This window comes from Xenorhabdus cabanillasii (assembly GCF_003386665.1).
GTDB lineage: Bacteria > Pseudomonadota > Gammaproteobacteria > Enterobacterales > Enterobacteriaceae > Xenorhabdus > Xenorhabdus cabanillasii.
In genome coordinates this window covers 2,694,943-2,721,411 of sequence record NZ_QTUB01000001.1, presented here as the reverse complement: position 1 = coordinate 2,721,411, position 26,469 = coordinate 2,694,943, and the positions used below count along the sequence as shown (strand labels likewise).

Below are 26,469 nucleotides of genomic sequence, written 5' to 3'. Positions count from 1 at the left end.
AAATGTTTCAATCTCAGAGTCGAAAAATATTAGTGATTACCACTGCCACGACGTTGCAATTGATCACGCAGATTTGGAGGAGTGCCCTTAATCGTTAATGTATCTGTTGCCGGATCCCAGAAAATCCTTTCTCCGAATAACGTAGCATCAAAATTAATTGTCAATCCGCCACCGCTGCCAGCAAACTTAGTCAACTGACGCAATGTACTGCGATCTGCCGGGAAACTTTCTTCCAACTCGTATCCCTTATGCTGTGAAAATTGCTGGAAGTTATGCTCACCCAATGGTGGTAATTCCTGAGACAGTTCCTGCAATTTAATCTCCTCGCCCGCCTGTAGCTGCTCATTACAATAACTGTAAACCTGTTGGCGATAAGCTTGTCGCTCATTTTTATCTAACTGAGCAGATTCGCAATAATCATCTACTGCCTGCAACAACCCTTTATTCTGTACTTTAGCATTCATTCCTTCACTGGCAGCCAGAAAATCCATGAAAAAGTCAGAAACCTTGCGCCCTACTCGCCCTTTCAGGAAAGTCAAATAGCGACAGGAGCCAGGGTTGGTTTCCCACTCAGTTAAGTCAATTCTGGCAACAATATCAGCATGAGGAATATCAAGATACTGCGTTGTATTTACATCTAATTCTTCATTGACAGAAGTACTATTACAACTGTTAAGAACCGCAATTAACAAATACTCCACAGCCAAATATCGGTACTGACAAAACAACACAGTACCACCTTCTGCAAACGGGTATTTTGTCAGCTCATCTTTCAGACGAACGGTTGCAGCTCGGCTAAAACCTAAAAAATCTTCATTCCCCTTACGCTGATGACGGAGTGACTCAGCAAGTTCACTTTCATCATTGAACACACCATAAGCTTTGCTTTTGGCGCTATACACACGATGTAATTCTGCCATCATCTCTTCCACTACCTCATTGGTATCCAGCAGAGAATCCCGCAAAATCACTTCCAGTGTTTGTTCGTCACGTTTAATCAACTGATGTAACGCGATCTGGGTAATTTCCAGACTCATTATTTATACTCCTTTTACAGCTTTGACCTTCGGGGCCTTGCAGTTAACGGCGTATTCAAACACTGTTACCTTTCTGCTGCAACCAAAAATCCCACTGGTGGAAAAGCGCTCACAATTTAATTATTAACGTTACTCATTTCAAAGACTAAAATGATGCAACAGCTAAAAGAATGGCAACAATTTGCACAATAATGAAATTAAATTGTCATAAAAAAGCAGAAAATACCCCTTCTATACGGTAATATATGAAGCTTTGTATATTCAGGATATTTGAGTCATGCCACAGTCATCTCGCTACAGCGATGAAAAAGTTGAACATTTACTAACTGAACTGGTAAACGTTTTCGAGAAAAACCATATTCCTACCGATCTTTCATTAATGGTTTTAGGCAATATGGTCACGAATTTAATCAACACGAGTATTGCTCCTGCCCAACGCAGACATATCGCAAACTCGTTTGCACACGCGTTACAATCTTCAATCAATGAAGATAAAGCGCATTAATTTTTCCATTAAGAAATTAACATAAGAAAATATGGTGACTAGCCGCCAGCATTACCGCGAAAAAGTTTCTCAGATGATCAGTTGGGGACACTGGTTCGCTCTGTTCAATATTGTGTTCAGTCTTGTGCTGGGCAGTCGCTATTTATTCGCATCGGATTGGCCGGGTTCACTTTTTGGTCGCATCTATGCGCTGGTCAGTTGGCTCGGTCATTTCAGCTTCATTGTTTTCACCATTTATTTATTGGTGTTATTCCCGCTGACATTTATTGTTATGTCACAGAGATTGCTACGATTTCTTTCTGCCACCATAGCAACGGCAGGGTTAACACTATTGATACTTGACTCCTCCATCTATGTGCGTTTTCACCTACATCTGACACCATTGGTTTGGGATCTGGTAACCAACCCGGAACAAGGTGAACGGGCAAGAGAATGGCAACTGATGTTCATCTGCATACCAGTTATTTTTCTGGTACAGATGCTATACGGTACGTGGAGCTGGCAAAAATTACGCAGCCTGAATCGACAAAGGTTCGGCAAACCATTAGCCGCTGTATTTATCACAGCTTTTGTTGCTTCTCATATGATATATATCTGGGCAGATGCCAATTTCTATCGGCCTATTACCATGCAGCGTTCGAACTTACCACTTTCATACCCAATGACAGCACGTAAGTTTCTTGAAAAGCATGGTCTGCTGGATAAACAAGAGTACCAGCGTCGCATAATCCAGCAAGGCAATCCTGCTGCTCTGACAGTTGAATATCCGTTGAATACGTTATCTTATCGTGATAGCGGACGCGGTTATAATTTATTGTTATTAGTTGTGGATGGTTTGGATAATGATGACATTACCGCTAATGAGATGCCATTCCTTGAACGCTTCACAAAGAATAACATCCAGTTCACCCAGCATTTCAGCACTGGTATGCAGAACGATACTGCGTTATTCGGGTTATTCTACGGCATATCATCTGGCTATCTGGATGGTATTCTTTACAGCAGAAAATCTTCGGCACTTATCGATGCCTTGACTCATCAAGGGTATCAGTTTGGTTTATACTCATCAGATGGATTCAATACCCCACTTTACCGCCAAGCTATTTTAACTGACTATTCACTCCCCAATGCTGATAAACCAAATGACAGCTTAACCTTAGAACAATGGCAACGGTGGCTAAATTTACGTAATAACACAACACCATGGTTTTCATTCTTGAACCTGAATGGTATTCCACCTTCATCAGATAAAGTTGACAGGAAAACACTGGATGTTGAAATCAATAATGTTTTGGAAGCCTTGATACATAAAGGTGCCTTAAACAATACTATCGTTGTGATTACTGCTAAACATGGCAGCACCATTACAAACTATTCATCAAAATGGTTTATAGGCGATAAATTTAATCGCCAACAGATGCATGTTCCACTGATTATCCATTGGCCAGGTACACCAGCACAAACCATTAACAAACTGACTAGCCATCAGGATATTATGACAACACTAATGCAACGTTTATTGCATGTCAGTAATATCCCCGATGATTATTCGCAAGGAGAAGATCTTTTCAGAGCTCAAAGAAATACTCCTTGGCTGATTACTGGTGAAAATGGTTCATTAATTGTGACAACAGCTCAAAACACAATCTATCTTTCTAAGAATGGCGAATACCATCTGTATGACCTAGATGGCAATGAGATCCAAGATACCAAACCCAATCTGACCCAGTTGTTACAAATACTAACCGAAATTAACCGATTTTTAGCAAACTAATTGTTGAAAAATCAATCACTCACTAAACAAGGGGCTTGCTTTGCGGATAAAAAAAGGTACTATAAGCAAAGTCATCGGCATGTAGCGCAGCTTGGTAGCGCACCGTCATGGGGTGTCGGGGGTCGTAGGTTCAAATCCTATCATGCCGACCAAATTTCCCTAGAAAAACCAACCTGTTGCGGTTGGTTTTTTTATACCTCGAATTTGCTTGGTGTAAAATGGGGGTAAAATGAGGGTAAAATGGCCGACGAAAAGTGGCAAAAGTGCGCTAACGTTAGGGTGAATTTTGTTGTTGGTTAAAGGGACGTGATACGCCTTTTTTCTTGCTGTTTTTTTCGATAGTTCCTAATTGGGATTTATTAGAAAAAATATTCATTGATACCTTTCCCATACACCCCACCAATGATACAATGGTCCGCTGACTACATTGATGAGATATCGACCGCTACGACTACCTGAAAGAAAAGTGGGGGATTGTAAAGAGGTGGGAAAGTAAGCTGGAACAGGTGATACATGCTTCCTAAACTGATATGCTTACGCGTTAAATTTCATATAACTTACCGAAAATGATAAAGCTATTCACAAAATACGTGTCAATTGGTGCTATCAACACGCTAATCCATTGGTTACTGTTCGCCGTTCTGATGTATCTATTTAGTGCAACTCAAGCAATCAGTAACTTAGTTGGTTTCTGCGCAGCTGTAACATTCTCTTTTTATGCAAACGCTAAATTTACCTTCCAGAAAAAAGCTACTGGAGGGCGATATATTGCATTTATTTCATTTATGGGGCTGTTGAGCTACCTTACAGGACATCTATCTGATGCGATGAACATACAACCTATAGCAACATTGATTGCGTTTTCTACGATTAGCTTGGTGCTAGGGTTTGTGTACTCAAAATTTTTTGTATTTAAAGGTAATGAATAATGAAGATCTCACTGGTCGTACCTGTCTTCAATGAAGAGGAAGCAATACCAATTTTTTATAAGACCGTCAGAGAAAATGAAGAACTAAAAAAATATGATGTTGAAATTATATTCATTAATGATGGCAGTAGAGATTCGACAGAAAGCATAATTAACGCTCTTGCTGTATCAGATAAGCTAGTTGTTCCTCTCAGTTTTACTCGAAATTTTGGGAAAGAACCCGCTCTATTTGCAGGTCTTGAGCATGCTACTGGTGATGCTGTCATTCCTATTGACGTTGATTTGCAAGACCCGATAGAAGTTATCCCCCTGTTAATAGAGAAATGGCAAAAAGGGGCTGATATTGTATTAGCAAAACGCACAGATCGCTCGACTGACGGCAGAATGAAACGCAAGACCGCAGAATGGTTCTATAAGCTCCACAACAAAATAAGCAATCCGCAGATAGAGGAAAATGTAGGCGACTTCCGCCTGATGTCGCGCGAGGTTGTGGAAAATATCAAACAGATGCCGGAACGTAACCTATTCATGAAAGGTGTACTGTCGTGGGTTGGAGGACGCACTGATGTTGCTGAGTATACACGCGAGAAACGTGTAGCTGGCAGCACAAAATTCAATGGTTGGAAGCTATGGAATCTGGCCCTAGAAGGGATTACTGGCTTCTCCACATTCCCGCTTCGTATGTGGAGTTACATTGGGGCATTCGTCGCTGGGGTGTCATTCATTTATGGTTCCCAGATGATTATCGACACCATCGCATTTGGTAACCCAGTTCGCGGATACCCTTCACTGCTGGTATCAATTCTTTTCCTCGGCGGCATTCAGCTTATCGGCATTGGCGTTTTGGGTGAATATATTGGAAGGATTTATGTCGAGGTCAAAAATAGACCTCGATATCTTTTAAAGAAAAGGAGTAGTAAATGAGCAAGAAGTACGCCGGACTGATGGCGTTCGGCATTGTGTTTGTGATGATACTGATACCATCACTTCATGTGCCAATGCTGTCGGATGACTTTTATTATTACCATGCTGTTGGTTCATCTCTACTTGGGCAGTACCAGCATTATATGTGGTGGAGCGGGCGCATCGTAACAAACATGATTAGCAGCTATATGATGAATTGGTTGCCGCATGCAGTGTACGAAGGTCTAACTGCGATTGCTTTCTCAACGATGCTATATCTTTACGCATGCCTTCCATCTGTTGCTCAGGACCGTAAATTAAAGCCACACTGGGCCGCAGTTTTCATCGTATTTATTTTCTACTGGATCGCTAACCCTGCTCTGGGGCAAACGTCTTTCTGGTTCGTTGGAGCCGCAAACTACGTCTGGCCAAACTTCTTTGTATCTGTCTATCTGGTCATGCTGTTACGGCAGAAAGAACAGCCTTCTGTTCTGAAAATGGCCGGATGTTTTGTTATTGGTTTCCTCGCAGGATGCTCTAACGAAAACACCTGCATCATCGTCATACTCTTGACGATCGCTCACATCATTTACAACAAGAACCTGCGTATCGTTGCGCCTTATTTTGTCGGCCTGTTAACTGGCGCCGCAGTGCTGTTATTCAGCCCAGGCGGTGCGGCACGTTCTGCTGTATTCACATGGTGGCATGGTCTTTCACTGGCCGGCAAGATTGACGAGCAGATGTTTAACCGGATGCCAGAAGCAATGCAGACCTATTGGCTAGCTTATTTGCTTCTTATCGTACTGGCTATATGCGTGTCTATGTTTGGTATTGTAAACCGCAAGAACGTTACCTACGCAGCGATATTCTTTGTGGCCGCGATTATGTCCAACATGGCATTCATCGGCGCTCCATTCATGCCTACACGCGCATATAACGGTGCGCTTTGCTTCATGCTGATATCAGCTTCATTCCTTATCCATGCAATTGTCAGCGAATCGAAGAGCTGGCAAAAGGCTTGTGTTCTGGTAACGATTTTCACGTTTGGCTTGGTGTACTTTGTGCCATCTTACCTGATGTTCACTTATGCTGTAGACAGAACATGGAAACAGGAGCAGATCCGTCAATACATGATCAACCAGCAGCTGGAGGCAGGCGTTAAGGATATTTCAATTCCAGACCATTACTTTACTCGTTTACTTAAGGCCACTGATACATACCCAACGTATAAGCAGCCAATGGTCAAAAACTTCTATAAAGTCAACTCATTCACCGAATTCCCTGCGTTCTTTGATTACTCAGCGCTGGATGAAATACCGTCTAAAAATGCAGGATTTTCAATCGATGGTGATTTCATTCTTCAGAAGGTTTATCTCTACCATGAAAGGCTGTCAGGCAAGAAATTTATCATTTACCAGATTAATGATGATGTGAACAAATTGTTCGCGCAAGGCAAGGCTCTGTTTGTTCATGCGAAGATGAAAGGAAAGGATGGATTCGTGAATATGGATACCTTAAATCCTGCCATTAACATATCTGGATCGTGGTACACGTACAGTGATGCAAGTGATAAGAATGTTGAATTGAGTGATATAGAATCAATAAGCACCGGCATATACCAGATAAGCCCGCTGCAAACCATTTCTCAGAACACCGTTAACTTCTGACGATTGTCCGCCTTTCGGCGGACTTTTTGCTAGTTGGATGCGCTAAATACAAGCATGTCAAGATTGCTTGATGTGGTTGTTACTGTAGAATTCGGATTGAATATTCTCAGTGATATAACGTCTCCAGCTACAATATTTCCCAGATCAAAATCTGCAGAAAGCCTTGCCGAAGGAATCCCACAAGTGCTTTTCATGACCGTGCTTACGATAACACTGATTGTACCACCAGGCATGGCTGCGCTGAAGCTTATCTCTACATGAAGCCTAACCGATTTCAGGCCTCCTACTGGTACGATGAACTCCCCTGTTGATGTGTTGTAATTCACACCGTAATAAGGGTTTTCTCCAACAGCGTGCATTGATTGGAATATAAGATTATTGGTTGAATTTGATGGATATGAAACTCCACCCAGGTTTGTCACCTGTGTAATTTGTCGGAAAGGAAACGCTAGCACGCCACCAGTTACAGCACTAAAGCCTTTAGGGAAATTGGAGTCGAATGCATCATCATGGAGTCTCACTATTGGATGAGAATTTGAAGTACAAACGACAATTTGTGATGTTTTAACATCAAGTCGATGGAAGTAACAGGTGTGATCAATATCGATTTTTCCGCTAAAGTTTCCACTAGTCTGAATGTTGACATGTGAGAATGGAGTATATCCAGAACAGGCGGACAGAACAAATCCGCCAGTTTCTGCAGCAGGAGAAGTTATACCGTCAATGTTGTAAGCATTAAACCACAAACCAGCCGATTCTATTGGTGCACCAGTAATAGTTACAATACCATATGCCTTCGCGTATGCAGGTGAGTCTATCGGGAAAGATCTGAACAGTTGACCTGTAGGCTCAGTGGGCATCATTACTTCACCGCCATTGATGCGTAACGCCCCACCATACAGCGTACCAATACAGACTATATTTGTTCCTATCGCTCCAGCAGTTGCTACCATCTGGCAGCCGTTAAACTCAATTACGGCCTGCGAACCGATAATTCTCACAACTTCGCGCACGTTGTACGTCTGGCAACCAAACACACGTATTTCACTGACAAGGCGGTCCGGCTGGGATTTATCACCAAATTGCCATGCTATTGCAGATCCAACCACGCTAATGCTCAACTGCATACGTGACGTGCCGCCATCTTTATCTGCCCAGACCTTCACCCCGCCATCAAACCCGGCCTTACCGTTGAGTGATAAAGTGCCAACCCAGTTAATATTCGTACAGTTTTTCATTTCAATACAGAACCTACCTGCACCACCATTCCCTTGAGCAATAATTCCACCAAAGCCAATTACAGAATAATCTGAATGTCCTACAATGGTCAGGCTATCAATATAATAAAAACCGGCCATTGATACAGATTTCTTGGATGTGTTAGCTGCTTCAAATGCGGCCTGAATTGACGCCGTTCTCGTCTCTAAATCGTCGGAATCACGGTAATTATATGGCGGCATACGCGGATCGATTCCACGCCCAGTTGAAAGATATGATGTTAGAGTCTCACCAGTAGCGACGCCTATTAAATTTGAGCCTGAGTTCGTAGTTGTTGTGCTGGCAAGTTGCTCCTTTAACTGAATAATCCCCTGATCAGGGTCATATTTCAAAATATTCGGAAAGTAAAACTGCTGTGAACCATACGCATCATAAACAGCCATGGAGTGACCTTCGACAGTCACAAATTTACTAATTTGCCCAGCATAAACAGGATAGCCCGCAGTATTGATAATAATAGGCTGCATGGCGGGTATATATGAACCATCTTCACGCTCCAGATAAACCTGAATCTGGTTCTCCGGTAGAGTCGGATCGGTATTGATTTTGCCAATGTATATCCTGCCGTTTGAACACGCCTTAAAGGAACGGGCCATAGTGAATAATTGGTTCGGCATTGAGACGACGATATTCGGCGTTATATCTGACATGTGTTTTACTCCAGACGTGCTAAATCCCAGCAGGAAATTGCTGTATTGGTGTTATGTGTTGAAATTTGTTGAAATTTGGATGTAAAAAAACCGCAGTTAAGCGGCATACTGTTTGACGTGATGCCTATTCAGTGCTTTCAGATTGCTCTTGCTGATTAATCCAGCCAATTATCCCTATGCGGGCAATCACCCGTTTATCGACATCAGGCAATGAGTCATAAAATACCCTCCACTGCCGGGTGAAGTGGCACACTAATTTTGGTCACTGTAATAGAGGTGATACTCTCACTTCGACAATTCAACAGGTGACATAATGAAAAGAAGTTTCAGCCCCGAATTCAAATTAGAGTCAGCTCAATTAGTGCTTGACCAAAACTACAGTATTGCAGAAGCTGCCAGAGCGATGAATGTCAGTAAATCAGCCCTGGGGAGCTGGGTTCGTCAGTTGAGTCTGGAACGGCAAGGCAAGGCCCCCACAGCCCTGCCCATCACGCCGGAGCAAATTGAAATTCGCGAATTAAAAAAGAAACTGCAACGGATTGAAATGGAAAATGAAGTATTAAAAAAGGCTTCAGCACTCTTGATGTCCGACTACCTGAACAGTTCTCGTTAATCGAGCAATTCAGAGTGATTTATCCAGTGGCTGTCCTTTGTCAACTGTTCGGCGTATATCGCAGTAGCTATCAGGCCTGGCGTCATCGGAAGAAAACACCGGATGCTGAACACGTCAAATTAAAAAGTCTGGTTCGGGAAGCTTTTAACGAGAGCAAGGGTTCAGCCGGTGCACGAACCATCGCGGCCATAGTAACCGCAAAAGGCATCCCATTAGGCCGATGGCGGGCCGGAAAGTTAATGGCTGAGATGGGACTGGTCAGTCGCCAGCAGAAAAAACACCGTTATTCGCATCGGGAGCAAGAACCGGTTGATATTCCGAACTCTCTTGATCGTCAGTTCGCGGTCATCGAGCCCAATCAGGTTTGGTGTGGCGATGTGACCTACATCTGGACAGGCAAACGTTGGGCTTATTTGGCGGTGGTCCTCGACCTGTTTGCCCGTAAGCCTATTGGCTGGGCCATGTCGTTCTCTCCGGACGCTGAATTGACAAAGAAAGCATTAGAAATGGCATTTGAATCAAGGGGGAGACCACGGGGTGTGATGTTTCACAGCGATCAGGGCAGTCACTATACCAGTAAAGCGTTCCGGCAGTCATTGGGGCGTTATGGTATTAAACAAAGTCTGAGCCGCCGGGGAAACTGCTGGGATAATAGCCCTATGGAGCGCTTTTTCAGGAGTTTAAAGAGTGAATGGGTGCCTGAAGAAGGGTATCCCAATTTTGGAGAGGCTTTTCGCGCAATCACCCATTATATAACAGGCTATTACAGCCAGCTTCGTCCTCATTGGTATAATAATGGATTAACACCCAATGAATCAGAGCGATTATTTTGGAAAAACGCTAAGGTCGTGACCAATTTTAGTTGACCACTTCAATACTCAAAATCATGTTGAATGGGTGGAAGTCCCCCATGGAGAGATAGCAATTTAGTGTGGAAAAATAGAACCTAACTCATTGATGTATAAAGTACGAATTTTGCAAATTATGCACTGTTTGCAAAACCAGTAAAAACGCCTTAAACCCGCATCAAACAAGGCCTTGAGAGTAAATCAATCGCATTCATGGGGTGTCGGGGGTCGTAGGTTCAAATCCTATCATGCCGACCAAATTTCCCTAGAAAAACCAACCTGTTGCGGTTGGTTTTTTTACGCCTGAAATTCGCGTGGTGTAAAATGACCAATGAGAAATAACAGAAGTGAGCTAATTTTGAGAAAAGTTTTATTGCTGGTCAAAAAGTATGAAATTTCTTTTTTTCTTGTTGGTTTCCTTGATTACTTCCATTTGAAACTCATTAGAAAAACTAAGTACTCAAGAGAAATTAATTGCAAATCGGTTACCATAACCGCCCAATAACGTATTTAATTCATTCTCCATTGTCTCCTGAGTCCAAGTGATGAAACGTCGCCAGTGGTACTTGGCCTGCTTCCAGACGATTTCAATCAGATTCAGCTCTGGGCTGTAGGCGGGAAGGTAAAATAAAAACAGGTTGTGTTCGTATAACCAGCGCTTTTGAATTTCTTCCTCTATCCCATGGTGAATAGGCGCATTATCTAACACGACAAATGTCAGGCGATCGTCCCCCTGTTGGGCGACCTGCTCTAAAAAATCAATCACGTTAGCCCGCGTTGTACTGCCTGACACCGTCTGGTAAAACAGACTGTTGTCCGTGTAATTTAAGGCGCCCAGAACTGACCGGCTGACATGCTCTTTCGGTTCAGTTTCATGGGGTTTACCTCGTGGACTCCAACCGTATTGCACCGGCGGAGACGCAGCAAAACCGGCTTCATCAAAATAGACCAGACGGTAGTGGCCTGACCGGGCTCCAGCCTTAATTTTACTCAGCAAGGCGAATTTGTGAGCAAATTCCGTTTCGTCGCGTTTTTTTAAGCGACAGGCGGGTGCGTTTATAGGTGAGTCCCTGCTTTTTCAGGGTATTCGCCAGCGTTTCAAACGTACAGGGCAAGAGACCATGCCTGGCCTCAACGCACCGGGCTATCCGGGCCAACGTCAGGGACTCTGCGCTGGCGGCTTCGACCGCCGTGGCAATCATTTCAGGCGTCATGGCCGGATACCGTCCTCCGACATGGCCGCCTAATAATCCCGCGATACCGAAATCATGCCATGCGTGAACCCAATTATAGATAACCCGGACACTGCATCCTATTTCAGCAGCAATCTGGGGCGGTTTTATTCCTCTGTCCAGCATGAGCAAACCCGTCCCTCGCGTACGGATGTCCCGATGCTGATGATTCAAGGCAAGTTGTTGTAACGTGATCCGTTCAGGCTCAGAAAGGACTATATTTGATTTCATGAGTGGAAGCTATCAGTCAGGTTATCGTATTGTCTATTATAACAAAATGCAGATAGTTTATCTGATCAACTTATCTTTTATTCACCTTTACTAACCAATTTTCATACCACAACAGAATATCGGAGATAAAATAACCTCCGACTCCGTTAATGAAAGTGAAGTCGATAAGCACACCAAACTACTCTGTTGAAATGAGATTAACGTTGGTATACTCCCTACAATAATAAACGTTTAACTTGTTGAGATGAAAATGAATCCGAAAAAAATTTTTATTGCTGGGTATAATGTAGGCGGATTCGGTGGTATGGAAACTGTTTTTAATAGCTTTCATAGGATAATGTCATCATCTAAAGATGATTATGATATATTGTTCGTATTTTTTGAAGATGAATTTAAAAATCCTGATGATCAATGGCTTGGTGAGAAAAAATTCATTCGAATTAAATCGAATATTAGAAACACAAAATTAAGAAGAATACATTTTGCATATAAATTTTCAAAGTTAATATCAGAGCATAAACCGAAAAATATCATTTCTTACGATTCTTTAACATGTTACATATCCCTATGGGCAAGAAGATTTTGTTTTAAAAATACGAAAATTTTTTCTTGGCATCATTTTACATTGCATGGATTCTATAAAACAGAATATACGTTATTAGCAGATAAACATTTGTCCATAAGCTCAGGAATTTCTAAACAACTTTACAATATGGGAGCCAAACCCAATACTGTATATACTATTTATAATCCTATCACACCAAAATATGAAATAATCAGTCGCTCAGAAAATGAATATTCTTTTTTATATTTAGGAAGAATTAATTTCGATGGACAGAAGAATTTAAAAGAATTATTCCTTTCACTTTCTGGAATAAAAGGAAATTGGTTATTAAATATTGTTGGTTCCGGCGATATCCAAGAAATTAACAAGCTAAAGGGATTAGCACATAATCATAAAATTGAGGATAAAATTAAATGGCATGGATGGCAACAAAATCCCTGGAAGTATATAATAGAAAATATTAAAAACGTAACTTGTTTGTTGCTAACTTCATCTTATGAAGGTTTTGGAATGGTTCTATGCGAAGCAATATCCTATGGAATTTATGTGATTAGCTCAGATTGTCAAACAGGGCCATCTGATATAATTAAAGATGGTATCAATGGAGAATTATATCCTTTAAATAATATAGATGCCTTATCTAATAAATTGCAAGCAATTGCAAATGGAAAGCAACTTCCTGATTATTCAACAATAAAAGAATCTATAACTGAATTTTATGATGATAAATATTATGACAGAGTTATCTCTGCATTAAATAAGGTATAAAAAGTACCATGCATGTAACCAATAATATTATTAATGGTGATAGTGAACTATGAAGATTTTCGTTATTAATCTGAAGAGCGAATCAGAGCGTAGATTAGTCATGCAACAACAGGCTGACAGACTAAATTTAAATATCGAGTTTATAGACGCAGTATACGGTGCTGGCTTATCAGATACTTATCTTTCTGAAATAGTATATGATTATCCTGAGTGCAATTTAACCAAAGGAGAAATAGGGTGTTCACTGAGTCATTTACTTATTTATAAGAAAATAGTAGATGAGAATATTCCACATGCACTAATACTGGAAGATGATGCGATATTATCTCAAGATCTGATAAATGTATTAAACGAAATAAAGCTGATTGACAGTGTAAGAAAACCAAATGTTTTTCTGCTATCACCACCAGAAAGTTATATAAAGAATATTAAACTAAAATCAAGAAAATACGACATTTATTCTATTTATGAAGCATCTGGGGCTTATGGCTATATAATAAACAATAAATCAGCTAAACAATTAATCAGAAGAATGTCTCCACTAAAATGGGAGTGTGATATGTGGGGAGTTTTTAGAATGCAAAGAATTGTTAACGTGTACTGTTTATTACCCTCCGTAGTGTTAAATGGAGATTCCAATAGTGTTTCTTCAACTTTACACGAAGAGAGAATTAAACAAAAAAAACTCAGAGAGAATTATCGTCACTTATTAAAGAAAACAGAACCTAATTATCAGATTAACAGGTTAAGGGATTTGCTTTTAAAAAAATTATTCTACCAAATAGAAAAAATCATCTAAATACAAATAGAAGGCCTAATCCGGCTTTCTATTATATTCATATTTTCTAATATGTATTAATCGCTTACCCAGACATCTCCCATTGACCATGACGAATTTTGGCAATAAGTATTTCTGCCATCAACACTAAGAGTAATCAAATGAAATTTAGTATGATTACTAGCAAACCATACAATTAGTTCCAGAGATGGAATTTTATCCCTCTGCATTAAAATATATTATAGATAAATCAAAACATTTCCCATATGATTCTTATAAAGTCACCTGGAGTCTCTTTCTATTATACCTCTATCATAAATTAAGTATTTATAACTTAATAATTTTATTATAAACATTTGTATGAATTATTATGTCAGATTAATTAAATTCATAAAATCTACTTAATATAATAAATATTAGTAAATTTACTCATTTTACAGTCAAGTACGGAAAAACAGGAAATTCAATCATGAACATTAAAAAGTCATTATTTTTAGTGGGATTGACGGCCTTATATGCAATCCCATTATCTGCTAATACTGAAACCCAAAATCGCCATGGATATATAGAGAGTCCTCCAAGTAGGGCTCTTTTATGTAAAAAAGGTATCAATAAAAATTGTGGACCTGTCATGTATGAACCACAATCTGTTGAAGGTCCTAAAGGTTTTCCTGAAGCCGGGCCTCCTGATGGTCAAATTGCCAGTGCAGGAGTTGGACAGTTTAAACAGCTCAATGGACAAAGTGAAAATCGTTGGCATCATATCCCTATCAACAAAGGCCAAAATGTATTTAAATGGCATTTAACTGCGCAGCATAGTACAACTTCGTGGCAGTTCTTTATTACTAAACCTAATTGGGATCCTAATAAACCTCTTACTCGTGCACAATTTGATCTCACTCCTTTCTGTTCACAAGAGGATAATGGAAAACACCCATCAAAAGAAGTTAATATAACGTGTGAAGTACCTGAACGCTCAGGATACCATGTTATTCTTGGCGTCTGGACAATCGCTGATACAGCTAATGCTTTCTATCAAGTTATTGATACTGAGATAAAATAATATTGGCAAATAGTAATTATGTGCTGGTATTTTGCCAGCACATGCTAGTGACTGAAGTAAGTATCAGGTTAATTTATTGATAAATTATATTAGTGAATAAGAATGTTATTGTTGCAAAGTTTACATCACTATTTATCTCGTCTGGTATTCTTGCAAATAAACTTACGATAAAAACATTCCTTGCTCAGATTTTCTACGAGCAAATAAAGCTGGTAGTTTATTCCCGTTAACTTTATCCCATTTCAGAAATTCCTGTGCAGCTTCTTGATAATCACCTTGATTCAATTTTTTCAATAATGTCGAATGAATAAAGTTTCCGATTCCTACATTAAAAATAAGCGAACATAAAGCATCAAATTGCCCTTGTGTTAAAGGCACTTTAACACATTGTCCTAATACAGCATAAATAGGATTTAAATCTTCACGCAACAGTACCTCTGCTTGTTGCTTTGTGATCACTTGCCCTGGCACTACTCCTTTTGTGTGTCCATAACCAATTGTCCAAGGCTCAACCCCAGTAGCAGGATCAGGATATGCTTTTAATCTCAAGCCTTCATAACTTTTTATCTTATTGATGCCATTTTCACTTATCTCCATAAAGCTATCTCCAATAGTCTGGCTTATCATCGCGCCCTATGGATAAAGTATAGACAGCAAAAAAATTCCTACGGTTATATCACAATACGAACAATAAAAGACAGTGAGATAGATGAAACACCTCTTTCCTAATCAATAAAAAAACCTTAATTTTCAATAAATTAATGTTAATTTGAAGAAAATTTTTAAATTTTAAAAAATAATTTAATAAATGCCTTGACTCTTTTCATTTTGAGCATAAAATGCCTCACAGAATCTAGATTTTCGTGAAGTAAATCACAATTTATAATTCTCAAGGGAAATCATCATGAAATCTGTAAAATCTTTCCTCTCTAATGTACATTGCGTCGTTATTCGTCTGTCAACAAAACGCTTTATGTAAAAGCTGTGTTAGCACAGGGAAGACAAGCCAGTTTAAACACAATAACTGGCTTTTTTATTAACCTCGTTCGGATATTATTCAACTGTGCAAAGCTTTTTGTTATTTGGCATTCCCTAAATAACCTGAATTATACAATAACAAATGAGTATATTCTTTCAAGGAATATAGCTGTTCAACCTTCTCAAGTCAGTACAACTGATATAGAATAAAAATAATTAAGTTGATATATTTGATAACTTCTTTTGAGGGAAGAATTATGGTATAAATAATCTTCTTGATATTGTTTATGACTGTTTGACACAATCTTCTAAAGATAATATATAAGCACCTTTTATACCAGGAATGTTTATTTTGGAAATAAAAAACTCATTTTTATCTGGCCTAAAATACCCCAACCCATAACCTTTTCCACCATATATTAAGGTATTCTCACCTATATCTAAAAGTTCCTCTTTATTTAATATTCCAAATTGGGTTACAGGCATTAATTTAGGGCTAACAAAAATTTCTGGTTTTATTTCATGAATAATAAAACTTGCATTTTTATAGGAAACTCTGACAACACCCTGATTCGTCGGAAAAAAGTACATCCCATCATTTTTGACAGTAGCATCATTTAATTCTTTATTTACCCTACACAAGTACTCACCATCATGAGGTGATTTTGCTTCCGCAATATTACATATCATCGCTACTGCTCCCATCACTACAACAATGACAGCCAACAGTCTCCCCATTTTAAGCTCCTGATAATCTTTTTTGTACCAAACAGCCTTTGTTGAATAGTAAAAAAGATAAAAAAATATTATATGATTAATTAAATACAAGTTACCTAAAAGAAAATATTTAGATTAGATGAACATTCATCAAAGGGCAAGGTAGAAACCAAATAACCAGGAAAATATTTTAGACTAAAAAATAATTTTTATTTCAAGCAAACTGCACAAGAAACAATATAGTGAAATTAGTCATTAAATTAAAACAATCAATCAAAAAAACAAATAATACAAACAATTATCTCTTCTAAAATATTTCAACTTCCACTTTTACACAATAAAATACAGCAATATATGCTATTCAGGTAGAAAATTTCACCTGAAATAAATCTTACCTTACAAATCACCACGTTTTTTAGTAAAAATATTAAAATTATCAAGACCCTATAATCTAAATGGAAACTTGAATATCACTACTCAGTTTAATTTCATAGAAAAAATATAATTTTTTCAATTAATAAGTGCCAACAAAAAGATCCCCTGATAATACACTGCAAAACACTTATCCTCTCCATCTTCCAGATTATTGCTTTACTGGTTTCACTACCCTTTACCGCTCTTCCTCGATCATATAAATATCTACATTCCTTTGCCATTAGCTGCACCTTAAAACTCATCAAGAATGTGTTTAATACAAGGTAATTATCAGGGTGTTAATTTATAGCTATTATTTATATTTTAGCTGGTTAAGTATAGTCTTACTCCTCAATATGAGGATATAGGTTACTATACCCTATGGAAATATTTCTCAACTAGAGCATATATAATTGCGATAGTTTCTATATCTGGGATCCCATCATAATTTGATTGACGGAAATGCATTTGGAATGCTTTAATCAAGCCTTGGTATCCATCGTTTTCATTTGCACCAGAAATATCATAACCATACTGGCTGAATTTCTTTAAAATCTTATCTTTCTCAGGAAAAGATTGCTCAAACTCTTCAATATATTTTTGTTTAGTCTCTTCGTCATACCATGCTCCAACTCCTGCTTCATATAATTCTTTCCAGGGAAAAGCAGGGCCTGGATCACTTTTCCTACCCACAGCAATATCAGAATGCCCGATAACGTGAGTTGGAGTAATATCTGGATATCGTTGTAGTATATTAATTGCCAACTCTTTAATTGCATTAACCTGCTCCGGATGATACGGGGGGAAGGTCATAACCCCGCAATCATCACTGGCTTCGTTAACAACTTCAATACCAATAGCTGTATCATTCAGATTATTTCGGCCTGACCAGCTACTGATTCCCGCATGCCAGGCTCTTTCAATTTCATCAACCAAATTAAATATATGTATTTCCTTAAACCCTGCTTCCTTATATGTTTGATCATCTGGGTTAGGTACTAAATAATGTACACTAACTGATTCTCCTGTTAATGCCTCAATAGATTTCTCGAAATTTAATGCAGTATAATGCAGCACTAAAAATCGAGGACGTCGGTTAAAACTTTTAATTGAACGGTACGAATTATAGTCAATTTTATACATAGTTATGCTCCTTACATTTTTCTTAGCTTATCCTATAGATTAGATTATATTGAGTAAATTATATTTATCTTTTACTTTCCAGAATTTCTATAAATAGTTATTTGAAATCTATAACATACTTATATTCGGTCAATATTCACTGAAATAGCTAAAATCAATTTTCTGATATACACAACAGGGGATTCAAGAAGTAATACAATAGCAAAGGAATGAACCCAAAGGCATATAGGTAATTATATACTTGATACCAGATCAGATAGGAAGAATCAATAAAGAAGCAGATTAAATTAAAATTATGAAAAAATTGATGACCTGTGTATATAACACACAATTTTTTCTTGTCAGATTAGAAAGACAAAAGAATAAATAAGTGAGCATATCAACTCATGACTCTGATATGTTCACAATTAAAGACAAGCTTGATATTGCAAAACAGAAAGGATTGTTAATCCTTTCTGTTGGGGTAACAATTGTCATCATCAACGATGAAAAAATTACAGCTCAATTTCGATATCAGAAAGGGGGTAGCAGCTGCAAGGTAAGATTTCACCATCATTAACAAACGCTAACGGCTTACAAGGATACCCTACCTTCCCTTTCACTAGCTTTACCCGGCAGGAACCACAATACCCCTCACGGCATTGATATTCAGTCTGTACTTTGCCTTGTTCTAAAGCTTCCAACAAATTACTGTGTAAACTGGAAGAATAATAGAGAGATAATCCCCGCCCAGACGACAGGGTAACTTTGTAATCAGCCATATCAGAGTTCGAAACCGCTGAGATCCTCAGTATTGACTTCCGAATCAATCTGACCGACCAAGTAAGAGCTGACTTCGACTTCCTGTGGAGCCACCTGAACGTTATCAGAAACCAACCACGAATTAATCCAAGGAATTGGATTAGAGCGTGTTTCAAATGGCAACTTCAAGCCCACCGCCTGCATGCGAATATTGGTAATATATTCAACATACTGGCACAGAATATCTTTGTTCAGACCAATCATGGAGCCATCTTTGAACAGATAATCCGCCCACTCTTTCTCCTGCTCTGCCGCCTGCACAAACAGGTCATAACATTGCTGTTCACACTCTTGGCCAATTTCTGCCATTTCAGGATCATCCTGACCAGAACGCAGCAAGTTCAACATGTGCTGAGTACCTGTCAAATGCAAGGCTTCATCACGGGCGATTAATTTGATTATCTTCGCATTTCCTTCCATCAATTCACGTTCAGCAAAAGCAAATGAACATGCAAAGCTGACGTAGAAACGAATTGCTTCCAATGCGTTAACACTCATCAAACATAAATAAAGCTGTTTTTTCAGTGCACGCAGACTAACCGTTATTTCTTGACCAGCAACGCTGTACGTACCTTCGCCCAACTGATGATAGTAGTTGGTCATTTCAATCAGATCGTCGTAATACTTCGAAATGTCTTTCGCACGCTTCAAGATCTGCTCATTTGCCACGATATCGTCGAATATGACCGCAGGATCATTAACAATATTACGGATAATATGCGTATAAGAACGCGAATGGATTGTCTCTGAAAACGACCATGTTTCAACCCACGTTTCTAATTCAGGAATCGAAATCAACGGTAGAAACGCCACATTCGGGCTACGCCCCTGAATAGAATCCAATAATGTCTGATATTTAAGGTTACTGATAAAAATATGCTTTTCGTGATCTGGCAACCCATTGAAATCAATGCGGTCACGGGAAACATCAACTTCTTCTGGACGCCAGAAAAACGAGAGCTGTTTTTCGATCAATTTTTCAAAAATAGGATACTTTTGCTGATCATAACGCGCTACGTTCACAGATTGGCCGAAAAACATCGGCTCCTGTAATTGATCATTTTTTACTTGTGAAAAAGTGGTATAGGACATAGTTTCCTCAAATCAAATTTTACACGCGCCGCCTTCACAATCGGAATCAGCAGATTCAACAACCTCTTCCAAATCATCCTGAACATCTTCCGCACCATCACGGGTGTTGTGGTAATACAGTGTTTTCACACCATATTTGTAAGCGAGCAGTAAATCTTTCAGCAATTGGTTCATCGGAACTTTGCCATTAGGAAAACGTGCCGGATCATAGTTAGTATTAGCAGAAATCGATTGATCGATAAATTTCTGCATAATCCCCACCAATTGCAGATAACCATCAACGCCAGGCATTTGCCACAGCAATTCATAAGACCTTTTCAGGCGATCATATTCCGGTACAACCTGGCGCAAGATACCGTCTTTTGATGCTTTAACACTGACGTAGCCTCGCGGTGGCTCAATACCATTGGTCGCATTGGAAATCTGCGAGGATGTTTCTGAAGGCATCAGTGCTGATAAAGTTGAGTTACGCAGACCGTATTGCAGAATATCGCTACGTAGTGCTTCCCAATTCATATGCAACGGTTCGCTGGTTAATGCATCCAGTGATTTTTTATACGTATCAATCGGCAGGATGCCCTGCGAATAAGTAGTTTCACCAAACCACGGACATGCTCCCTGCTCTTTAGCCAGCTTATTAGAAGCTTTCAGCAAATAGTACTGAATGGCTTCAAATGTTTTGTGAGTCAGGTTATTGGCACTACCGTCAGAATAACGAACACCATTTTTCGCCAGATAATAAGCGAAGTTAATTACACCAATGCCTAGCGTACGACGCCCCATTGAACCCTGCTTGGCAGCAACAATCGGATAGTCCTGATAATCCAGCAGAGAGTCCAGTGCACGGACAGCCAAATCTGCCAATTCTTCCAACTCATCCAGATTTTTAATAGCGCCAAGGTTGAAAGCAGACAACGTACACAGCGCAATTTCGCCGTTTTCATCGTTAATATCGTTCAATGGCTTGGTTGGCAGTGCAATTTCCAAACACAGGTTAGATTGACGAACAGGTGCAATAGCCGGATCAAACGGGCTATGTGTATTACAATGGTCAACGTTTTGGATATAAATACGTCCAGTTGAAGCACGTTCCTGCATCATCAAAGAGAACAGATCTACGGCCTTGACGCGCTGTTTACGAATGTCGTTGTCATTTTCATACAGAGTATACAGACGTTCAAATTCATCCTGATCAGCAAAGAAAGCGTCATATAAGCCAGGCACATCAGACGGACTGAACAGAGAAATTTCCTGTCCTTTGATCAAACGTTCATACATAAGTTTGTTGATCTGCACACCATAATCCATATGCCGAACACGGTTACCTTCAACACCACGGTTGTTTTTCAGTACCAACAAGCTTTCTACTTCCAGATGCCACAGTGGATAGAACAACGTCGCAGCACCACCACGTACGCCCCCCTGAGAACAGGATTTCACTGCTGTCTGGAAGTGTTTATAAAATGGAATACAGCCAGTATGGAAAGCTTCACCACCACGGATTGGACTACCCATTGCACGAATACGACCAGCATTCACACCAATGCCCGCGCGTTGAGAAACATATTTGACAATCGCACTGGATGTTGCATTGATAGAATCAAGGCTATCGCCACATTCAATCAGAACACAGGAACTGAATTGACGGGTTGGTGTACGAACTCCTGCCATGATTGGTGTTGGCAACGAAATTTTAAAAGTAGAAACCGCATCATAGAAACGGCGAATGTAATCCAGGCGCGTCTCTTTCGGATAAGCGGAAAACAGGCATGCCGCAACTAAAATGTACAGGAACTGAGCGCTTTCATAAATTTCGCCAGTTACACGGTTTTGTACCAGATATTTTCCTTCAAGCTGTTTAACCGCTGCATAGGAAAAATCCATATCACGCAGATGGTCAATAAAACTGTTCATTTGCTCGAATTCTTCTTTGGAGTAGTCTGCGAGCAAATGTTTGTCGTATTTACCTAACTCAACCATATGTACAACATGGTCATATAACGCAGGTGGCTCAAACTGACCGTAAGCCTTTTTGCGCAGGTTAAAGATGGCTAAACGAGCGGCCAGATACTGATAATCCGGAGCATCACTTGAAATCAGGTCAGCCGCGGCTTTGATCATAGTTTCATGGATATCAGATGTCTTAATACCATCATAAAATTGAATCTGGGAACGCAGTTCTACTTGTGACACTGAGACATTTTTCAGACCTTCAGCAGCCCAGGTGACAACCCGGTGAATTTTATCAAGATCAATTTGTTCTTTATGTCCATCACGCTTGGTTACTAGCAGACTCTGGTTCATGAGGAAATACACCTTCTCTTTTCGTATTTCACCTATAATTGCCTTTTCTGATCGTTGACAGCACGATGCCCTCAAGATGACTGAAAACCCGTTGGGAACTAGTAGCAGTGAAACGTCCAGAAACACAATATATAGGGGGTGAATAAAACTGTAATAACAAGATAATGTTAATTTCGCGTTTTATCAAGTGTACAAGATCAGGAAGTTTTGTGGATAACTTGAGGATTAATTTTGCCGAAAAGCCGATAACCTGCGTAGTTACTTGATGTTACTTTCGCAAGCCTATCGGCGAAAACCCAAAAATAAAATCTTAAAAATAAGATCTATTTGTTGCTTTATTAATCCCTTAATTGATTCTGTTAGGCTGATCGGGTATGAAGCATGTAGTTCACATCCACATTGTGTCCAAGCCGGAATTTATCTGTTAACGGATTGTAATGTAAACCGATAATATGTTGATCTTTCAGAGAGGTTTTATCCAGCCAGCCAATCAGCTCTGAAGGACGAATAAATTTTTTCGCATCATGTGTCCCTTTTGGCACCATGTTTAAAATATACTCTGCACCGATGACAGCAATTAACCATGCTTTTCGATTGCGGTTAATAGTTGAAAAAAAGACATGACCACCAGGCTTAACTAATTTGGCACACGCATGAATGACAGATTCAGGATCCGGTACATGTTCAAGCATTTCCATGCAAGTTACTACATCATAGGAATGTGGCTGTTGCTCAGCATGGCTTTCTACCGTTTCCTGCACATATTTAACTGATATACCAGATTCCAACGCATGCAGCCGGGCAACTTGTAGTGGCTCAAAACCCATGTCCAGACCGGTCACATCTGCCCCTTCACAAGCCATACTTTCTGATAGGATCCCGCCACCACATCCAACATCTAATACTTTCTTACCGAAAAGACCCTCAGCCCGTTGCAGGATGTAGTTCAAACGCAATGGATTAATGCGATGCAATGGTTTGAATTCACCTTCAAGATCCCACCATCGGGAAGCAACGGCTTCAAATTTTTCGATTTCCTGTTGATCCACATTAGCGTGTGATTGAATGGGTGAATCGGGGGTTTTAGCGTTCATCAGCAATATCGCTCCTGGAGGCTGCTTCACAGAAAACTGGTTCACAGAAAACTGATTCACAGAAAATGTAACAGTATTATGGGGATGTGTGATACGAAATTATTATACACATCTTAATCTTGAAATACCCGCATCTGGTTTTTATAAAACTGTCAATTTGTGGTATAATTCTAAGCCTTTGAATTCGGAGTATGAGGGACAGTGGCTCCATGAGCGACATTGCCAGAGAAATCACCCCGGTCAATATCGAAGAAGAGCTGAAAAGCTCATATCTGGATTATGCGATGTCCGTTATTGTTGGACGCGCACTGCCAGATGTTCGAGATGGACTGAAGCCAGTACATCGCCGTGTACTTTTTGCGATGCATGTATTAGGAAACGATTGGAATAAACCCTATAAAAAATCTGCCCGCGTTGTTGGGGATGTGATTGGTAAATACCATCCACATGGCGACACCGCTGTTTATGACACGATTGTACGTCTGGCACAGCCATTCTCCATGCGTTACATGCTGGTTGACGGCCAGGGGAACTTCGGGTCAGTTGATGGCGATTCTGCGGCTGCGATGCGTTATACCGAAGTACGCATGGCAAAAGTAGCCCATGAATTGCTGGCAGACTTAGAAAAAGAAACTGTCGATTTTGTGCCTAACTACGATGGTACAGAGCAAATTCCCGATGTAATGCCAACCCGTATTCCTAACTTACTTGTGAACGGTTCATCAGGGATAGCGGTCGGTATGGCGACTAACATCCCACCTCATAATATATCTGAGGTGATTGATGGCTGTCTGGCCTATATTGATGATGAAAACATCAGTATTGAAGGCCTAATGGAATATATCCCGGGGCCTGATTTCCCAACAGCGGCCATTATTAATGGACGTCGTGGTATTCAGGAAGCCTACCGTACCGGCCGCGGTAAAATTTATATCCGTGCCCGTGCAGAAATAGAGACTGATGAAAAAAATGGCCGTGAAACCATTATCGTCAGTGAAATCCCTTATCAAGTAAATAAAGCCCGCCTGATCGAGAAAATCGCTGAACTGGTGAAGGAAAAGCGTATTGAAGGGATCAGTGCATTACGTGACGAATCTGATAAAGATGGTATGCGTATCGTTATTGAAGTGAAACGCGATGCTGTCGGTGAGGTTGTCCTGAATAACTTGTATTCACTCACCCAGTTGCAGGTTTCATTCGGTATCAATATGGTTGCCCTACATCAAGGACAACCTAAGCTACTTAACCTGAAAGATATTCTTTCTGCATTTGTCAGCCACCGCCGCGAAGTTGTCACTCGCAGAACAATTTTTGAACTGCGCAAAGCTCGTGACCGCGCTCATATCCTTGAGGCACTGGCTATTGCACTGGCGAATGTCGATCCTGTGATCGAACTGATCCGCCAGGCTCTAACGCCTGCTGAAGCTAAAGCAAGCCTCATTTCTCAAGCATGGGAATTAGGCAATGTTGCAGCAATGCTGGCACAGGCTGGTGATAATGCTGCACGTCCTGAATGGCTGGAACCAGAATTTGGTATTCATGACGGTAAGTATTACCTGACCGAACAGCAGGCACAGGCCATTTTGGATCTGCGTTTACAGAAATTAACAGGGCTGGAGCATGAAAAACTGCTCGATGAATATCGTGAACTGTTGAAAGTCATTGCTGAACTGTTGTTCATCCTGGAAAGCCCGGAACGTTTGCTGGAAGTTATTCGGGAAGAGTTAATTGCTATCAAAGAGCAGTACAAAGATAAACGTCGTACTGAATTGACTGAAAATTCCGCAGATATCAATATTGAAGACCTGATCAATCAGGAAGATGTTGTGGTAACACTATCCCATCAGGGTTACGTGAAATACCAACCTTTATCTGATTACGAAGCACAACGCCGTGGCGGTAAAGGTAAATCAGCAGCGCGTATCAAAGAAGAAGATTTCATTGAACGTCTGTTGGTAGCCAATACCCACGACACTATTCTTTGCTTCTCCAACAAAGGCAAGATGTACTGGCTGAAAGTTTATCAACTGCCAGAAGCAAGCCGTGGTGCCCGTGGCCGACCTATAGTTAACCTGCTGCCATTAGAACAAGACGAACGTATTACGGCCATTCTGCCTGTTCGTGAATATGAAGAAGGATTGAACATATTTATGGCGACAGCAAGTGGGGTCGTCAAGAAGACTAAACTCAGCGAGTTCAGTCGTCCGCGTAGTGCCGGTATCATTGCAGTTAATCTGAATGAGGGAGATGAGCTGATCGGCGTTGACCTCACTGATGGCAGCAACGAAGTTATGCTATTCTCTGCACAGGGCAAGGTTGTACGCTTCCTTGAAGAGGAAGAGGAGGCACTGGAAGATGGGACGGTTCGAGTGAAAGGCGTTCGCGCTATGGGGCGTACTGCAACCGGAGTCCGTGGTATCAAACTGGCGGAAGGAGATAAAGTTGTTTCCTTGATCATTCCTCGTGGCGAAGGTCAAATCCTGACAGTCACTGAAAATGGTTATGGAAAACGTACTGCCCAGAAAGAATACCCAACGAAGTCTCGTGCAACCCAAGGCGTTATCTCCATCAAAGTCAGTGAACGTAACGGTAACGTGATTGGTGCAATTCAGGTTGAACCAACTGACCAGATCATGATGATTACTGATGCGGGAACACTGGTTCGTACTCGTGTTTCTGAAGTCAGTACTGTCGGACGTAATACTCAAGGGGTCACCTTGATCCGCACGGCAGATGATGAAAAAGTCGTGGGTTTGCAGCGTGTTGCTGAACCTGATGATGAAGAGGATGGCAATACAGCAGCCTCTTCCGCTGATGAAGGAAGTAATGAATCAGAAAGTCAGGAATAATATCTGCCTTTTCCTGATTCATCCATAAAATTATACTTAATGAATTTCGGATTGCAGCCAATAAAGCTGCAAATCTGAAAAACCCACAATGTATTAAAAAGCAGGCATTTTAATGCCTGCTTTTTTGTGCCATTTTTTTCAAAGAATTACCAGGTACAAAATGCTGCTTTGTATTCCCTGCTACACTAGTATATGCTGTTAATAGTTATTATTAATCACATTTTTTATCAGGCGACC

General features: G+C 40.3%; 21 protein-coding genes and 1 tRNA gene. 11 read left to right on the top strand and 11 right to left on the bottom strand.

Features of this window, described 5'->3' with window-relative positions:
- Positions 1-29 precede the first annotated feature (29 nt).
- The gene (gene yejK / locus BDD26_RS12770; RefSeq protein WP_115826736.1) at positions 30-1,037 is read right to left on the bottom strand and encodes a nucleoid-associated protein YejK; all 1,008 of its coding nucleotides are present in this window, start codon (positions 1,035-1,037) and stop codon (positions 30-32) included.
- A 277-nt stretch (positions 1,038-1,314) separates the two neighbouring features.
- Here yejK and BDD26_RS12765 point away from each other — a divergent pair, with 277 nt between their 5' ends.
- The 6 genes from BDD26_RS12765 (at position 1,315) to BDD26_RS12740 (ending at position 6,814) form a co-directional block, all read left to right on the top strand.
- The gene (locus BDD26_RS12765; protein WP_038260378.1) at positions 1,315-1,542 is read left to right on the top strand and encodes a YejL family protein; all 228 of its coding nucleotides are present in this window, start codon (positions 1,315-1,317) and stop codon (positions 1,540-1,542) included.
- Positions 1,543-1,573: 31 nt separating this feature from the next.
- Positions 1,574-3,316, top strand: coding sequence for an LPS biosynthesis-modulating metalloenzyme YejM (gene yejM / locus BDD26_RS12760; protein WP_115826735.1), 1,743 nt, complete (start codon positions 1,574-1,576; stop codon positions 3,314-3,316).
- A 75-nt stretch (positions 3,317-3,391) separates the two neighbouring features.
- A tRNA-Pro gene (locus BDD26_RS12755) sits at positions 3,392-3,468 on the top strand.
- A 414-nt stretch (positions 3,469-3,882) separates the two neighbouring features.
- The gene (locus BDD26_RS12750) at positions 3,883-4,245 is read left to right on the top strand and encodes a GtrA family protein (RefSeq protein ID WP_115826734.1); all 363 of its coding nucleotides are present in this window, start codon (positions 3,883-3,885) and stop codon (positions 4,243-4,245) included.
- The gene (locus BDD26_RS12745) at positions 4,245-5,168 is read left to right on the top strand and encodes a glycosyltransferase family 2 protein (RefSeq protein WP_115826733.1); all 924 of its coding nucleotides are present in this window, start codon (positions 4,245-4,247) and stop codon (positions 5,166-5,168) included. The genes BDD26_RS12750 and BDD26_RS12745 overlap by 1 nt, the downstream gene beginning before the upstream one ends.
- Positions 5,165-6,814 (top strand): DUF6056 family protein, encoded by a 1,650-nt coding sequence (locus BDD26_RS12740; protein ID WP_115826732.1) that lies wholly within the window; start codon positions 5,165-5,167, stop codon positions 6,812-6,814. Before BDD26_RS12745 ends, BDD26_RS12740 begins: the two co-directional genes overlap by 4 nt.
- Positions 6,815-6,843: 29 nt before the next feature.
- On the opposite strand, the gene BDD26_RS20235 is transcribed toward BDD26_RS12740, so the two are convergent.
- On the bottom strand, positions 6,844-8,742 hold the full coding sequence (locus BDD26_RS20235) for a phage head-binding domain-containing protein (protein WP_244922732.1): 1,899 nt from the start codon (positions 8,740-8,742) through the stop codon (positions 6,844-6,846).
- A 313-nt stretch (positions 8,743-9,055) separates the two neighbouring features.
- Here BDD26_RS20235 and BDD26_RS12730 point away from each other — a divergent pair.
- A protein-coding gene (locus tag BDD26_RS12730; protein WP_170140405.1) for an IS3 family transposase occupies positions 9,056-10,221 on the top strand; the annotation gives its coding sequence in 2 pieces (ribosomal slippage) (positions 9,056-9,302 and positions 9,302-10,221; 1,167 coding nt in all).
- A gap of 442 nt (positions 10,222-10,663) precedes the next feature.
- Here the strand turns inward: BDD26_RS12730 and BDD26_RS12725 are convergent.
- Both BDD26_RS12725 and BDD26_RS12720 read right to left on the bottom strand, forming a co-directional pair.
- On the bottom strand, positions 10,664-11,200 hold the full coding sequence (locus BDD26_RS12725; protein ID WP_099119571.1) for an IS630 family transposase: 537 nt from the start codon (positions 11,198-11,200) through the stop codon (positions 10,664-10,666).
- Positions 11,190-11,666: a helix-turn-helix domain-containing protein gene (locus tag BDD26_RS12720; protein WP_115826731.1), complete on the bottom strand. Its 477-nt coding sequence runs from the start codon at positions 11,664-11,666 to the stop codon at positions 11,190-11,192. The genes BDD26_RS12725 and BDD26_RS12720 overlap by 11 nt, the downstream gene beginning before the upstream one ends.
- A 250-nt stretch (positions 11,667-11,916) precedes the next feature.
- Here BDD26_RS12720 and BDD26_RS12715 point away from each other — a divergent pair, with 250 nt between their 5' ends.
- The 3 genes from BDD26_RS12715 to BDD26_RS12705 all read left to right on the top strand — a co-directional run bounded on the left by BDD26_RS12715 (position 11,917) and on the right by BDD26_RS12705 (position 14,840).
- Positions 11,917-12,999, top strand: coding sequence for a glycosyltransferase (locus BDD26_RS12715; protein ID WP_115826730.1), 1,083 nt, complete (start codon positions 11,917-11,919; stop codon positions 12,997-12,999).
- 49 nt (positions 13,000-13,048) lie between these two features.
- Positions 13,049-13,798, top strand: coding sequence for a glycosyltransferase family 25 protein (locus BDD26_RS12710; protein WP_115826729.1), 750 nt, complete (start codon positions 13,049-13,051; stop codon positions 13,796-13,798).
- A 448-nt stretch (positions 13,799-14,246) separates the two neighbouring features.
- Positions 14,247-14,840 (top strand): lytic polysaccharide monooxygenase, encoded by a 594-nt coding sequence (locus BDD26_RS12705; protein WP_038261067.1) that lies wholly within the window; start codon positions 14,247-14,249, stop codon positions 14,838-14,840.
- Positions 14,841-15,002: 162 nt separating this feature from the next.
- Here BDD26_RS12705 and BDD26_RS12700 read toward each other — a convergent pair whose 3' ends face one another.
- From BDD26_RS12700 to ubiG, 7 genes are all read right to left on the bottom strand, one after another.
- Positions 15,003-15,437 (bottom strand): lysozyme, encoded by a 435-nt coding sequence (locus BDD26_RS12700; RefSeq protein ID WP_115826728.1) that lies wholly within the window; start codon positions 15,435-15,437, stop codon positions 15,003-15,005.
- Between the two features lie 666 nt (positions 15,438-16,103).
- Positions 16,104-16,556: a hypothetical protein gene (locus BDD26_RS12695; protein ID WP_115826727.1), complete on the bottom strand. Its 453-nt coding sequence runs from the start codon at positions 16,554-16,556 to the stop codon at positions 16,104-16,106.
- A 765-nt stretch (positions 16,557-17,321) separates the two neighbouring features.
- Complete coding sequence (locus BDD26_RS12690) at positions 17,322-18,092, bottom strand: N-acetylmuramoyl-L-alanine amidase (protein ID WP_115826726.1); 771 nt, start codon at positions 18,090-18,092, stop codon at positions 17,322-17,324.
- Positions 18,093-18,586: 494 nt separating this feature from the next.
- Positions 18,587-18,853, bottom strand: a complete 267-nt coding sequence (yfaE, locus tag BDD26_RS12685) for a class I ribonucleotide reductase maintenance protein YfaE (RefSeq protein WP_038261101.1) — start codon at positions 18,851-18,853, stop codon at positions 18,587-18,589.
- Between the two features lies 1 nt (position 18,854).
- Positions 18,855-19,985, bottom strand: coding sequence for a class Ia ribonucleoside-diphosphate reductase subunit beta (gene nrdB, locus BDD26_RS12680; RefSeq protein WP_038261104.1), 1,131 nt, complete (start codon positions 19,983-19,985; stop codon positions 18,855-18,857).
- 12 nt (positions 19,986-19,997) lie between these two features.
- Entirely contained in the window at positions 19,998-22,289 is a 2,292-nt protein-coding gene (gene nrdA, locus BDD26_RS12675; protein WP_115826725.1) for a class 1a ribonucleoside-diphosphate reductase subunit alpha, read from the bottom strand.
- Positions 22,290-22,648: 359 nt separating this feature from the next.
- Positions 22,649-23,383 carry a bifunctional 2-polyprenyl-6-hydroxyphenol methylase/3-demethylubiquinol 3-O-methyltransferase UbiG gene (gene ubiG / locus BDD26_RS12670; RefSeq protein WP_038261110.1) on the bottom strand — a complete coding sequence of 245 codons (735 nt, stop codon included), beginning with the start codon at positions 23,381-23,383 and terminating at the stop codon, positions 22,649-22,651.
- A 209-nt stretch (positions 23,384-23,592) separates the two neighbouring features.
- Here ubiG and gyrA point away from each other — a divergent pair, with 209 nt between their 5' ends.
- Positions 23,593-26,232, top strand: a complete 2,640-nt coding sequence (gene gyrA, locus BDD26_RS12665) for a DNA topoisomerase (ATP-hydrolyzing) subunit A (RefSeq protein ID WP_115826724.1) — start codon at positions 23,593-23,595, stop codon at positions 26,230-26,232.
- The last annotated feature ends 237 nt before the right edge of the window (positions 26,233-26,469 follow it).

Bases quoted from the DNA above. Each gene is read 5' to 3' on its own strand.
- BDD26_RS12720 (WP_115826731.1), bottom strand. From the start codon at position 11,666: ATGAAATCAAATATAGTCCTTTCTGAGCCTGAACGGATCACGTTACAA.
- BDD26_RS12715 (WP_115826730.1), top strand. From the start codon at position 11,917: ATGAATCCGAAAAAAATTTTTATTGCTGGGTATAATGTAGGCGGATTC.
- yejK (WP_115826736.1), bottom strand. From the start codon at position 1,037: ATGAGTCTGGAAATTACCCAGATCGCGTTACATCAGTTGATTAAACGT.
- BDD26_RS20235 (WP_244922732.1), bottom strand. From the start codon at position 8,742: ATGTCAGATATAACGCCGAATATCGTCGTCTCAATGCCGAACCAATTA.
- BDD26_RS12690 (WP_115826726.1), bottom strand. From the start codon at position 18,092: ATGTATAAAATTGACTATAATTCGTACCGTTCAATTAAAAGTTTTAAC.
- BDD26_RS12750 (WP_115826734.1), top strand. From the start codon at position 3,883: ATGATAAAGCTATTCACAAAATACGTGTCAATTGGTGCTATCAACACG.
- BDD26_RS12765 (WP_038260378.1), top strand. From the start codon at position 1,315: ATGCCACAGTCATCTCGCTACAGCGATGAAAAAGTTGAACATTTACTA.
- BDD26_RS12695 (WP_115826727.1), bottom strand. From the start codon at position 16,556: ATGGGGAGACTGTTGGCTGTCATTGTTGTAGTGATGGGAGCAGTAGCG.
- BDD26_RS12700 (WP_115826728.1), bottom strand. From the start codon at position 15,437: ATGGAGATAAGTGAAAATGGCATCAATAAGATAAAAAGTTATGAAGGC.
- BDD26_RS12705 (WP_038261067.1), top strand. From the start codon at position 14,247: ATGAACATTAAAAAGTCATTATTTTTAGTGGGATTGACGGCCTTATAT.
- gyrA (WP_115826724.1), top strand. From the start codon at position 23,593: ATGAGCGACATTGCCAGAGAAATCACCCCGGTCAATATCGAAGAAGAG.
- BDD26_RS12710 (WP_115826729.1), top strand. From the start codon at position 13,049: ATGAAGATTTTCGTTATTAATCTGAAGAGCGAATCAGAGCGTAGATTA.
- ubiG (WP_038261110.1), bottom strand. From the start codon at position 23,383: ATGAACGCTAAAACCCCCGATTCACCCATTCAATCACACGCTAATGTG.
- BDD26_RS12740 (WP_115826732.1), top strand. From the start codon at position 5,165: ATGAGCAAGAAGTACGCCGGACTGATGGCGTTCGGCATTGTGTTTGTG.
- nrdB (WP_038261104.1), bottom strand. From the start codon at position 19,985: ATGTCCTATACCACTTTTTCACAAGTAAAAAATGATCAATTACAGGAG.
- nrdA (WP_115826725.1), bottom strand. From the start codon at position 22,289: ATGAACCAGAGTCTGCTAGTAACCAAGCGTGATGGACATAAAGAACAA.
- BDD26_RS12745 (WP_115826733.1), top strand. From the start codon at position 4,245: ATGAAGATCTCACTGGTCGTACCTGTCTTCAATGAAGAGGAAGCAATA.
- yejM (WP_115826735.1), top strand. From the start codon at position 1,574: ATGGTGACTAGCCGCCAGCATTACCGCGAAAAAGTTTCTCAGATGATC.
- yfaE (WP_038261101.1), bottom strand. From the start codon at position 18,853: ATGGCTGATTACAAAGTTACCCTGTCGTCTGGGCGGGGATTATCTCTC.